This window comes from Spirulina sp. CCY15215 (assembly GCF_016888125.1).
Lineage (GTDB): Bacteria > Cyanobacteriota > Cyanobacteriia > Cyanobacteriales > Spirulinaceae > CCY15215.
Genome location: NZ_JACSWA010000358.1, coordinates 13351 through 25536, shown reverse-complemented (window position 1 = coordinate 25536; position 12186 = coordinate 13351). Strand labels below are relative to the sequence as shown.

Sequence of the window (12186 nt, the reverse complement as noted above, 5' to 3'; positions counted from 1 at the left end):
ATTATAATGAATTTTCCTCGGCAGTTAATGGGAATCATTGCAGCAAAGGTAGGATGATTTCAAACTCACTGCCTTCTCCCAACTGGGATTTAAAATTGAATGTTCCTCCGTGTTTGGCCGTGACAATTTGATAGCTAATAGCCAAACTGGTTTCTTTAGCTGCTCTTCTTTCTATCGAAAAAGAGTCGCGAATTTGTTCCTGTTGTTCGAGAGTCATGCCGATACCATTATCTACAATGCGAATCGAAATAAATCTCTCCTTAATTGATTTATCTCGCGAAGAAGAACGGGAAAAAATTTGGGTTTCAATCTCGATTTTGGGTGGATTTTGAGCTAAAAAAGTGCGATCGAATTCTTGTTTCCATTTTTGCGTTGCAGCGCGATCGAGTAACGCATCAATCGCATTTGTAAAAATATTAGTAAAGACTTGCGTTAACTTACCGATATAACAGACAATGGGAGGTAAATGTCCATAATTTCGCACAATCTGAATATCGCTACTAAGACGACTTTTTAAGAGCAAAATAATGCCATCTAAGCAAGAATGGAGATCCGCAGGTTTGGGATAAACTTCATCAACATGACAAAAGTTTTGCAGACTCATGGCGAGATCCCGCAAGCGTTTTGCTCCTGTGGCAATGCTTTCAACTGCTTGAGGAAAGTCTTTTTGTAAATAGGAAATCTCAATGGTTTCGCGAAGATTCTCGACTTTTTGAGAAACACTCATATTATCTCCTTCGTAAGCAGAGAGTAAGTTTAATAAATCTTGACTATAGCTAGAAATATGGGTCAGATTTCCCCAAATAAAACCCACTGGATCGAGAATTTCGTGGGCAATTCCATCCACTAAACGCCCTAAACTCGCCATTTTTTCAGTTTGAATCATTTGTGCGTGAGAACGTTCGTAGCGAACTTGAGCCTCGATACCGCGAATTTGCCATGAGACTAAACTCAATTGTCCAAAATCCAAAATTCTGTATTCACTAGAGGAGAGTTGTACAACAATAGGGTCCGCAATAATGCGAGGCGATCGCTTTAATGCCCGTTGCATTCCTGTTAAAATGTGCATATTACCGGGTAGAATCAAAATATCGGCGTTATTATGTCCCCAAAATACTTGCAAAGGTTGATCTAAAAAGAAGCCCATGCCTTGAGGAAGTAATAAATACTCCAACAACTGACGACGAGAAACAATGCCCACTAATTCTTCGCCATCTGTTAACAGTACCCCCGGAAGCCGAGGATTTTGGGCGATCAGATCGGCAAGTTCAACCCCTAAACAAGAAATGGCGATCGCGCTATCGTAGAGAGGAAGTTCTTGGAGGGTTGTATCGAGATCGAGATCTCGCTCCATTTTTGAAGCATGAGAAGATTTTTCAGAACCAAATTTGTTCTGCATTCGCTAAATTTAAAAATTTTTATGATATAGGCTATTTTACCAGGCTATTTTAAAAGTTAGTTGAAATCGCTTGGACGGGACAAGTAGGAATGCACTGTTCGCAGACGACACATCGAGAGCGATGAAACTGTAGTTTAAAGGTTTCTGGCGCGAGGGTCAATGCCTTTGTAGGACAAACTCCCGTACATAAACCGCAGTCAATGCAGCTTTCTTCATCAATGAGGATTTCTCGACTTGCTAAGGAAACATTAATATCTTGCGATCGCATCCATTCGAGGGCTGCTTCAATGGCATCAATATCCCCCAAAAGATCGAGGACTAATTTACCAATTTGATTGGGGGCAACTTGCGCTCGAATAATATTAGCAGCGACATTAAAATCTTTTGCCAGTCGATAAGTGACTGCCATCTGTACGGTACGTTTCGGAAAAGTTAAAGTTACTCTTTTTTTCATTGTGTTGTGCTGAGTGATTGGTTATTTGCTAAAGTATTAAACAGAAGACTTTCTCAATATCCTGTTATTAATTATTATGAACAATCGTCTCGGAAAAATTGCGATCGCACTGGTAGCATTTGTTTTAAGTTTTGCGCTTTTCTTTGCCCTGCAAACGGAAAGAAGCGACGCATCTCTTGACAGTCAAGCAGAAGCAGCCATACCTTTAGAAGTTGCTTTAGAGAATGGTAAACCCTCGTTAATGGAATTTTATGCGACTTGGTGTACCAGTTGCCAAGTAATGGCGGGAGATTTGCAGGCACTTAAGGGGGAGTATGGGGATGCAGTAAATTTTGTCATGCTCAATGTGGATAATAACAAATGGTTGCCAGAAATCTTTCGTTATCGAGTTGATGGTATTCCTCATTTTGTCTATTTGGATCGACAGGGAGAAACCGTTGGAGAATCTTTGGGGGAACAACCTCGCTCTATTTTGGAGGCAGATTTACAAGCCTTAATTGCCGATGTTACGCTGCCTTATGCCCATACAACGGGCAAGGTTTCTCAATTTGATGCCCAAATTAAACCGAATGCAACTCCCGAAGATCCTCGCAGTCATGGCAGCCAAGTTCAAGAAACAGAAAGATGAGGGTTTGGAGACCAAACCCCTACGTACCCCGATCGCGTTCAATATCGCAAATTACCTTTTCTAAATACCAAATCTCAGATTTTCCAGGATAATCATATTTAGCTTGGCCAATTAAGCGTTCAGCAAGGGACCAATGACCTCCAACAAGAGTTAAAAGTTGTCGATGAGAGGCATTTGATTGAACATAAGGTGTTGAGATTTGAGGAATATCAGAACCTTCTGAAACGACCGATCGCGGTAGAAACCATTGGAATTTTTTCAGCCCATTTAAGGCGAGTTGGTAACTCGTCCAATCTTCTTTCTCACAAAAGCGATCCGCCGCTTGTTGATAATCGGCGATCGCCTTCTCTTTGTCCTCTAAATACTCGTAAACTTTGGCGCGAGAGAGATAAACTTCCGCATTTTCGGGATTCAATTCCAGCGATCGCGAATAATCTAAGATCGCATCTTGGTAATTATTGTTAGCTTGATAAGCATCTCCCCGGGCAGAGAATAGCAAAGCATTGTGAGAATCAATTTGTAAAGCGCGATCGAAGTCCGCGATCGCGCCCCCATTATCCCCCAGTTGGCTGCGTATTTTACCTCGATTACGATAGGCAATATCATCTTGGGGATTGAGTCGCAAGGCTTGATTAAAGTCCGCGATCGCACCGTGGTGATCGCCTTTTCTACCTTTCAGAATACCACGACAGCAATAAGCGCGGGCATCAAGAGAATCCACTTGCAGCAACCAATCTAAATCTTGAATGGCTTGGCGATCGTCCCCTTTTTCTGCCCGTTCTAAAAGCTGAAGGTAGTATTCTTTTTGGGAAGCGTGGGAAGTGGGAGGAGTGGGAGAAGTGGGAGGAGTGGGGGAAGGCGTTTTTGGTTTGAGTTGTTCAATTTGTGCTAAACAACGACGACAACTCTCACTATCATTTTGTGCGAGATAAAGTTCTCCTGCTCGTTTAAAACTGAGAACTGCACTGGAACCATCTCCCATTTTACGCCGGATCGTTCCTCGTAATTGATGGGCTGGGGCAGAGTTATCCTTGAGACGAAGGGCGCATTCAATATCTTCCAACGCACCGGGTAGATTTTTCAAGGCGACACGAACTAAAGCGCGGCTGTAGTAGGCTGAAAAATGGTCGCGATCGCGATCGATTGCTTGGGAATAGTCAAAACTGGCTTGATGTAATTCCCCCGTGTCAAAATAAGCCAAACCGCGTTGGTAATAAATATCGGCAAAATAGGGATTGCATTGCAGGGCTTGGGTAAATGCCGCGATCGCCCCTAGATAGTCCCCCAGCTTGGCTTTTGCGAGTCCTTCTTGGTAAAAATCTTCTGTCATATTGTCCCTCTGAGTAGATTGGCTGAAAATGGCGATCGCGCCTCTAGAATAGTGAGAAAAAATACCATTGCGCTATCAAGAATCAAGTGAGAGAATCGAGATCGATATTCAACTGTTTTAGTTTTTCTTGTAGTTTTTGTAACTCGGATTGGATTTGTTCTTTTTCCAATTGTTCGCGATCGGCTCTTTGTTTTTCTCGTTCTTTCTCCAATTGTTCGCGATCGGCTCTTTGTTTTTCGAGTTCTTTCTCAAATTGTTCGCGATCGCGATCGTTTTCAGCCAGAATAGCCCTTTGTTTTTCCCGCTCTTTTTCTAATCGTTCGCGATCGCGTTGTTCAACCACCGTAACATAATCAACAAAACGCTCCCCATTGGGATGAAATAAAGCTAAATCTCCCTCACTTGTACTCAACCTTATGCCTAACAGTGGACTTCTCCAGCCGTCCATTTGAGCAATTTCTTTCAACTTCTTCCCCTGTCTCAACCATCCTTGCAGCAGATTCTTTTTCGGATTATACAAGTAATATTCCTCGACACCATGCTCTTGATAAAAATCAAATTTGGTCTCCATATCTGCTTTTGGATTACCGGGAGAAAGAATTTCAAAAGCCACCTGCGGAGCAATATTATCCTCTTTCCACTGCATATAAGAACCTCGGTCTCCCTTCGGTCGTCCGAATACGACCATCACATCGGGCGCTTGTTTTTTCGGCTTTTTTTGAGTAATAATTTCAGATTTGGTTAACTTAACCGGATACCACAAGAGATCCGCAGCAATAAACACATCATCTCTGTCTTTAAAGAGAGCATCGAGACCCCCTTTAATGGTAAAAATTAACCGTAATTGAGTGGTATTATCAGCCAAAGGTTTACCGTCGCTATCGGGATAGATAAGGTCTTCTTGAATGGAAGGAGGAAAAAGTTGTTGTACCATTGCCTCAAAGTTAAGAAAGAGTCAAACAAATTGACTCTATTATACAGAATTATACAGAATGACAGATCGCTAACGAGAGTTGGCGCTTTTCAGATAAATCCCAATCCCATTATGAACGCGGGCGGCAGTAACGGCAGAGCGATCGACCAGTTGACCTCCCAAGTAAAAAGAAGTAGAACTTCCCCCATCTAAATTTAACGCATCCACCATGCCCAAATTTAAAGCCAGCCGAGCCAGTTCATTGAGAGTGGGTCCCCGTCCCCCAGGACGATTGTGAATAGCAGCAATGATTAAAGTACCTTGGCGAGTTATGCCGATAAGACTGCGAGAGGCTGCTTGACCATTGAAAGCATTGCTAAACTTTTCATCGCTTGCATTGAGGGCAATTTGTCCATTTTGGAGTAAAAGGGGACCCGCCCCCATAATCTGGGGATAATTGCCAAAATTGGGCGGTACGGTTTCGCTTTCAAGACTCACCTGAGTTCCTACCGCCAGATCCCGAGAGGAAGCACTGCCCCCGCGAATCGTGAGAAGATAACCCCCGGAAGGAATGGGAAATGCTGACTGTCCCGCTTTTCCCCCCGGAAGCTGTTGCGTAACCCGATCGCCTTCCACTAGAACAATCGTTTCGTTATCGGTGAGAGGGGTATATTGCGCCCCCCATTCCGAGGTATAACGGGCAATTCCTGCCTGTAAGTAGCCGCTATTGAGGAAAAGCACAAACAAGCGTTGACGAGTTGAGGTGACAAGGGTTTCCCGCAGATATAAACGCCCGATCGCCACATTCCCCGCGTCATCCCAGGCGATCGCCCCCCGATTCAAAATCGGCCCCGAAAACCATTTTTCATCCCGACGAATAGCCCCCAGAGGCAAACGATTATCACGATTGAAAAAGCCCCCATTAATGGCTGCAAAGGCTTGCCACTGCCGTCCCATCGTCACTAAAGGTTCGGTGCCCTGCATCGATCGCGGGTTGCCCCAAATCGGTCTCAGGGCAATATTAGGATCGCGGGGATTAAATTCTAAGGAAGTGACGGGAAAACGGGTATTATCAGAAGGAACATAACGTTGCTGCCAGCGCATTCCAGGTGCAACAATAATATTTCGTTCTGCCAGGGCATCGGGACGGACATCAACGATAAGTTGGGGAGGAGAAGCCGTCGAGGTTACTTGGAGTTGGTTGCCTTCCGGTAGGTCAATCTGGATTTTAGTGCGTAATTTTTCTAGTTCGATCTTCGCATTCAGTTTTGCAGGTTGATTTTGGCGGGAAGGGAAGAGTTGGGGAAATAAAAACAGATGTTGAAATTGGCTGCCATTTTCGCTACCATCAAGGGGCAACTCAGCGATATTGCTTCCTTCCAGCATGACAACTCCTTCCTTGGGATTTTGGCTGACTTGCCAAAATGTGGGGCGATCGAGAGAAATCGTCATTTTTCCTCCTTCCCCCTGATGTTGTTGTTCGATATTGTTAATTCTGGGAGGAGCAAAATCGATACTTAAAATACTTTCATGGGTTTGCACTTGGCAGTTAATCTCTGTGAGGATATCCGTAATATCGAGATAGCGGTAAGCATCGATAAAATGGACGGATAAGGTTTGAGAGATGCCAAACCAGCGCATGGGTTGAATATTTGCATCCTCCGTGTCGAGTAACTCGATACCTAAAATGGCTTCCGTCGCAGTATCGCTGAGTCCAGTTCTTGTCTCGTCCCCATTTTGCCACTGGATCCAGGCCCCAGAAAAGGTTTTACCATTCAGGGAGAGGCGATCGCCTTTCTCGATGGCGATCGCAGAAGTAACTTCAACCGGGGCAGCTTCAACCGGGGAATCATTGGCCACCAGTAGGGCTGTAGGATACGGAGATGGGGGAGGGCGATCGCCTGCTGTGAAAACCATTCGCGCCATCGATAAACTGGAAATTAATAACGCGAAAGTGAGTAGCGCGATCGCGATCGCCAATCCCAAGCGCAAAGACATTCTACCCCTTCTCCTGCGCCGTAAGTGGCGGCTGCGCCCTCGGTTACGATACTGATTCTCCATACTCATACTTTTTCTCTCCTAGCGATCGAAACGCGATTTCTTGGATGGGTTGGCGATCGAAAATAATGTGAAAAATTTGCCAAGTTCAAGCATTCCCCATGATAATGTTCAGACTAACCTTAATTGAATCGCAAGATCGTATTACAATCGATTGCTACGCAAAGCGCAGTGGGATCGATCCCAGAGACTCTGCGAGGGCAAAAGACAAGCGGAAACACTATTTCCCCTTTTTTATACGCCAGATCCATTTTGAGTTGTGCCGTTTGCGGTTCAGAAATGTAGCTGGCTAGAATTCATAGTCTCTCGCCATTTCGTTTGATTCAATCTTGTCTCCTTCCCCAAGTTGCTATTGTTCGTTTAAGTCAAGTCGTAAATATGGAAAACCGAAACTCTTTCTCTTCGCTTCGGCAACACTCAACCCTCTCCGTTGCCGAACATCCCTATCCCGGTCAACCTTGGCTGGTAGAAGAACGGGATGCCTGTGGTGTTGGCTTTATCGCCGATCCGACCGGCAAAAGAACGCATAAACTCGTCCAACAATCTTTAATTGCTTTGGGGTGCTTGGAACATCGGGGTGCCTGTAGTGCCGATCGCGATACAGGAGACGGTTCTGGGGTGATGACCGGAATTCCCCGAGAAGTATTTCAAATATGGTTTAGCGAGAATAATATTACAATGCCCGGCCTGGATCGGTTGGGGGTAGGGATGGTTTTCCTACCGCAAGATGAGGCAAAAGCGAAAGAACATCGCAAGTACATTGAAGAAGTGGTTAAGGGGGAAAAATTAGAGTTCTTGGGCTGGCGAGAAGTTCCCATTATTCCAGAAATATTGGGACGACAGGCGAAAGAAAATTTACCTCGCATCGAACAGGTCATGGTAACATCTTCAACCTTGGCCGGAGATGAACTCGATCGCGCCCTCTACATTGCCCGCAGTCGCGTCGGTAAGCGCTTAAGCGATGATTTCTACATCTGTTCTTTCTCCTGTCGTACCCTCGTTTACAAGGGGATGGTTCGCGCTGAGATTTTAGAGCAGTTTTACAAGGATTTAGCGAACCCCGATTATCGCAGCGCCTTTGCCGTCTATCATCGCCGCTTCAGCACCAATACCATGCCCAAATGGTATCTAGCTCAACCCATGCGTTTATTGGGGCATAACGGCGAAATAAACACCCTTCTGGGGAATATTAACTGGATGGCGGCACGGCAAAATCATCTGAACTTCCCAGGCTGGACTTCTACAGAGTTAAAAGGCTTAACCCCCATTGTTAATCAAGAGAACAGCGATTCCTCGAACTTGGATAGCGCGATGGAATTGTTGGTCCGAACCGGGCGATCGCCTTTAGAAGCGGCCATGATTCTCGTCCCAGAGGCATATCAGAATCAACCAGATTTGGACGATCGCCCAGAAATTGTCGGCTTTTACGACTATTACAGCAGCATTCAAGAACCTTGGGACGGTCCCGCTTTATTGGTGTTCAGCGATGGTAAAACCATTGGGGCAACTTTGGATCGCAACGGTTTGCGCCCCGCCCGCTACTGTATTACTAAGGATAATTACATCGTCGTTTCCTCGGAAGCCGGGGTGGTCGAACTGCCGGAAGCGGATATCGTGGAAAAGGGCAGACTCGGGCCCGGTCAAACCATTGCAGTAGACCTAGACTCCCATGAAGTGCTGAAAAATTGGCAAATTAAGGAACGGATCGCCAAACAGCATCCCTATGGAGAGTGGGTGAAAGCGCATCGGGTGCAAGTGTCTCCCCAGTCTTTCACGGAAACGCCAACTTTAGAAGCCACGGAATTATTGCAGACGCAAACGGCATTTGGCTACACCGCAGAAGATGTCGATATGATTGTCGTACCGATGGCGACTCTCGGGAAAGAACCGACCTTTTGTATGGGAGATGATATCCCTCTAGCTGTGTTGTCGAATAAGCCTCGCTTACTTTACGACTATTTTAAACAACGTTTCGCACAGGTAACAAACCCACCAATCGACCCTTTGCGAGAAAGTTTAGTCATGTCCTTGAATATGACATTAGGCGATCGCGGCAATCTCCTAGAAATTCAACCGGAAAGCGCGAAAGTTCTCAAAATCGAAACCCCGATTTTGAACAATGCAGAGTTAGAGGAAATTAAAGCCTCTGGGTTTGCTGTCACGGAACTATCTACTCTCTTTGATGTAGCAACGGGGTTAAATGGCTTAGAAGCAGCCCTGAAGAAACTGTGCAACAATGCCGCAGAATCAGTCAAAGCAGGCAGTAAGATTCTCATTTTAAGCGATCGCGTTTCCCGCAGCGACGCTCAATTAACCATGATGAATCAAGATAGCCTATATATTCCGCCGTTGTTGGCAGTGGGTGCAGTTCACCATCATTTGATTCGCGAAGGATTGCGGCTGAGGGCTTCTTTAGTGGTAGATACGGCACAATGTTGGAGTACCCATCATTTTGCTTGTTTGGTGGGAAATGGTGCCTCGGCAATTTGTCCCTATTTGGCCTTGGAAACCATTCGCGGTTGGTGGCATAATCCTAAAACTCAGAAGTTAATGGAGAACGGACGAGTTCCCCAAATGACCGTAGTAACCGCCCAAATTCAATATCGCAAGGCGGTTGAAGCGGGACTGCTGAAAATTCTCTCGAAGATGGGAATTTCCCTGCTGTCTTCCTATCATGGGGCGCAAATCTTTGAGGCGATCGGCTTGGGTGAAGAAGTTGTAAATCTGAGTTTCAATGGTACAACTTCCCGTTTAGGCGGCATGAATTTGTCCGATCTGGCCAAAGAAATTTGTGCGTTTCATCATCGCGCCTTCCCAGAATTGGCAGATAAAAAGTTAAAGAATTTCGGCTTTATTAACTATAAACCCGGTGGAGAATATCACATGGGTTCTCCTGAAATGGCCAAATCCTTACATAAGGCGGTGCGGGGTTTCGAGGAGATGAAAAAGAGCCGCAATGAATCCCTTAATAAGGAATCCCCCCTAACCCCCCTTAATAAGGAATCCCCCCTAACCCCCCTTAATAAGGGGGGGAAAGAGGGAAGTGAGTTAATTGCCGAGAATTACGACCATTACGAAACCTATTTACAATACATGGAAGGCCGTCCCCCCACGGCTTTGCGGGATTTGTTGGACTTCAAAAGCGATCGCGCTTCCATTCCCCTCAATGAAGTGGAATCCGTAGAAGAAATCGTCAAACGCTTCTGTACTGGGGCGATGTCCTTGGGGTCATTGTCGCGAGAAGCACATGAAGGATTGGCGATCGCCATGAACCGTTTAGGAGGAAAATCCAACTCCGGAGAAGGAGGAGAAGACCCCCAACGCTTCCTCACCATTAACGATGTGGACGAAAACGGACATTCTCCCACCTTCCCTCACCTAAAAGGACTGCGAAACGGCGATAGTGCTTCCTCCTTTACCAAACAGGTTGCTTCGGGGCGCTTTGGGGTGACACCGGAATACTTAATGAATGGTAAACAGCTAGAAATTAAGGTGGCGCAAGGGGCAAAACCGGGAGAAGGGGGACAATTGCCGGGACCGAAAGTGAGTTCTTATATCGCCATGTTGCGGCGATCGAAAGCAGGAGTTCCTTTAATTTCTCCTCCTCCTCACCACGATATTTACTCCATTGAAGACCTGTCCCAGTTGATTTTTGACTTGCATCAAATTAACCCAGAAGCGAAAGTTTCCGTGAAATTAGTGGCAGAAATTGGCATCGGTACCGTAGCTGCGGGGGTTGCCAAAGCCAATGCCGATGTGATTCAAATTTCCGGACATGATGGCGGTACTGGGGCATCTCCCTTATCTTCCATCAAACACGCGGGAGTCCCTTGGGAATTGGGAGTCACGGAAGTTCACCGAATGCTGATGGAAAATGGCCTGCGCGATCGCGTCTTATTGCGTGCTGATGGCGGTCTGAAAACCGGCTACGATGTCCTGATCGCGGCGTTAATGGGGGCAGAGGAGTATGGCTTCGGTTCCGTGGCCATGGTGGCGGAAGGCTGCATTATGGCACGAGTCTGTCATACCAATCAATGCCCGGTGGGAGTCGCGACGCAACAAGAACGACTTCGCAAGCGTTTCCCCGGCACCCCAGATCATGTAGTGAATTTCTTCTTGTTTGTCGCGGAAGAAGTGCGGCAATTATTGGCAAAATTGGGCTATCGCAGTCTATTGGAAGTCATCGGGCGTTCTAATTTGCTGAAAGTGCGCGGTAAACAAGTGACCAAAACCCAACACTTAAATTTAACCTGTTTTACCCTGCCTCCTGTCACTGAAGATCGCACCTTCTTAAACCACGAACCAGTTCACAGTAATGGTCCCGTGTTAGACGATCGCCTCTTGAAAGATGCAGAAATTGCAAATGCGATCGCCCATCAAGGGGCGGTAACGAAGGAAATTGACATTGTGAACACCGATCGCGCCACGGGAACCCGGATCGCCGGGGAAATCGCCAAACGCTACGGCAATGGAGGCTTTGAGGGTCAATTGAATTTGAACTTCAAAGGGGCTGCGGGTCAGAGTTTCGGGGCGTTTAATTTACCTGGCATGATTCTGCGCCTATCTGGGGTGGCGAATGACTATGTGGGTAAAGGAATGCACGGGGGTGAAATTATTCTCACTCCTCCTGCTGAAGCCACCTACGACCCTTCCGAGAATGCGATCGTGGGCAATACCTGCTTATACGGTTCCACTGGCGGTACATTATACGCCAACGGACGGGCGGGCGAACGTTTTGCGGTACGGAATTCCAAGGGTGTCGCGGTGATTGAAGGTGCCGGCGATCACTGTTGTGAATATATGACTGGTGGAACGATCGTGGCGATCGGTTCTGTGGGGCGCAACGTCGGTGCCGGGATGACGGGAGGTTTAGGCTATTTCCTCGATGAGGATGGCAAGTTTGCCGCCCGGGTCAACCCAGAGATCGTCTCAATTCAGCGTGTGACAACTCCCGCAGGTGAGGCACAGTTGAAGGGGTTGATTTCTGCCCATGCAGAACGAACCGGAAGTGCGAAGGCGAAGGCTATTCTGGCGAACTGGTCTGAGTATTTAGGCAAGTTCTGGCAAGTAGTACCGCCTTCGGAGGCTGATACGCCGGAAGCGAGTGCTGTGGCGAGTGAGGAAAAAGCTCTTTCCTCTGTGTGATAGTTTAAACCTATAAGAAAAGGGAACTGATTTATATCAGCTCCCTTTTGTCACTAAATTAACTTTCCTCTGTTCGTGGGCATAACCAGCCAACTATGCCAGTAATACCAAGTTTTGCTAACTCAGCAAAATTTGGGCGTATATCTGGCTCGATAATGGCAAGAATAAAGAAGCAGATTATTGATAAACGAATTAAAGATAGAACACGAGACTCTTGGCTTAGAGTTCGCTTTTGTTTGTTGTTTAATTTTTCCATTTA

General features: G+C 46.3%; 7 protein-coding genes. 2 read left to right on the top strand and 5 right to left on the bottom strand.

Going from position 1 to position 12186, the window contains the following annotated elements; all coding sequences use genetic code 11:
• Positions 1–34 precede the first annotated feature (34 nt).
• Positions 35–1399 carry an ATP-binding protein gene (locus JUI58_RS09285; RefSeq protein WP_204103491.1) on the bottom strand — a complete coding sequence of 455 codons (1365 nt, stop codon included), beginning with the start codon at positions 1397–1399 and terminating at the stop codon, positions 35–37.
• A gap of 49 nt (positions 1400–1448) precedes the next feature.
• Positions 1449–1853, bottom strand: coding sequence for an NIL domain-containing protein (locus JUI58_RS09280; protein WP_204103490.1), 405 nt, complete (start codon positions 1851–1853; stop codon positions 1449–1451).
• A gap of 76 nt (positions 1854–1929) precedes the next feature.
• Here JUI58_RS09280 and JUI58_RS09275 point away from each other — a divergent pair, with 76 nt between their 5' ends.
• Entirely contained in the window at positions 1930–2481 is a 552-nt protein-coding gene (locus tag JUI58_RS09275; RefSeq protein ID WP_204103489.1) for a thioredoxin family protein, read from the top strand.
• A gap of 19 nt (positions 2482–2500) precedes the next feature.
• On the opposite strand, the gene JUI58_RS09270 is transcribed toward JUI58_RS09275, so the two are convergent.
• The 3 genes from JUI58_RS09270 to JUI58_RS09260 form a co-directional block, all read right to left on the bottom strand.
• On the bottom strand, positions 2501–3811 hold the full coding sequence (locus JUI58_RS09270) for a tetratricopeptide repeat protein (RefSeq protein ID WP_204103488.1): 1311 nt from the start codon (positions 3809–3811) through the stop codon (positions 2501–2503).
• Between the two features lie 82 nt (positions 3812–3893).
• Positions 3894–4745, bottom strand: coding sequence for a Uma2 family endonuclease (locus JUI58_RS09265; protein ID WP_204103487.1), 852 nt, complete (start codon positions 4743–4745; stop codon positions 3894–3896).
• A 69-nt stretch (positions 4746–4814) separates the two neighbouring features.
• Positions 4815–6791, bottom strand: a complete 1977-nt coding sequence (locus tag JUI58_RS09260) for a phosphodiester glycosidase family protein (protein WP_204103486.1) — start codon at positions 6789–6791, stop codon at positions 4815–4817.
• A gap of 369 nt (positions 6792–7160) precedes the next feature.
• Here JUI58_RS09260 and JUI58_RS09255 point away from each other — a divergent pair, with 369 nt between their 5' ends.
• Entirely contained in the window at positions 7161–11927 is a 4767-nt protein-coding gene (locus tag JUI58_RS09255) for a glutamate synthase-related protein (protein ID WP_204103485.1), read from the top strand.
• Positions 11928–12186: the final 259 nt, after the last annotated feature.

Bases quoted from the DNA above. Each gene is read 5' to 3' on its own strand.
- JUI58_RS09285 (WP_204103491.1), bottom strand. From the start codon at position 1,399: ATGCAGAACAAATTTGGTTCTGAAAAATCTTCTCATGCTTCAAAAATG.
- JUI58_RS09280 (WP_204103490.1), bottom strand. From the start codon at position 1,853: ATGAAAAAAAGAGTAACTTTAACTTTTCCGAAACGTACCGTACAGATG.
- JUI58_RS09275 (WP_204103489.1), top strand. From the start codon at position 1,930: ATGAACAATCGTCTCGGAAAAATTGCGATCGCACTGGTAGCATTTGTT.
- JUI58_RS09270 (WP_204103488.1), bottom strand. From the start codon at position 3,811: ATGACAGAAGATTTTTACCAAGAAGGACTCGCAAAAGCCAAGCTGGGG.
- JUI58_RS09265 (WP_204103487.1), bottom strand. From the start codon at position 4,745: ATGGTACAACAACTTTTTCCTCCTTCCATTCAAGAAGACCTTATCTAT.
- JUI58_RS09260 (WP_204103486.1), bottom strand. From the start codon at position 6,791: ATGAGTATGGAGAATCAGTATCGTAACCGAGGGCGCAGCCGCCACTTA.
- JUI58_RS09255 (WP_204103485.1), top strand. From the start codon at position 7,161: ATGGAAAACCGAAACTCTTTCTCTTCGCTTCGGCAACACTCAACCCTC.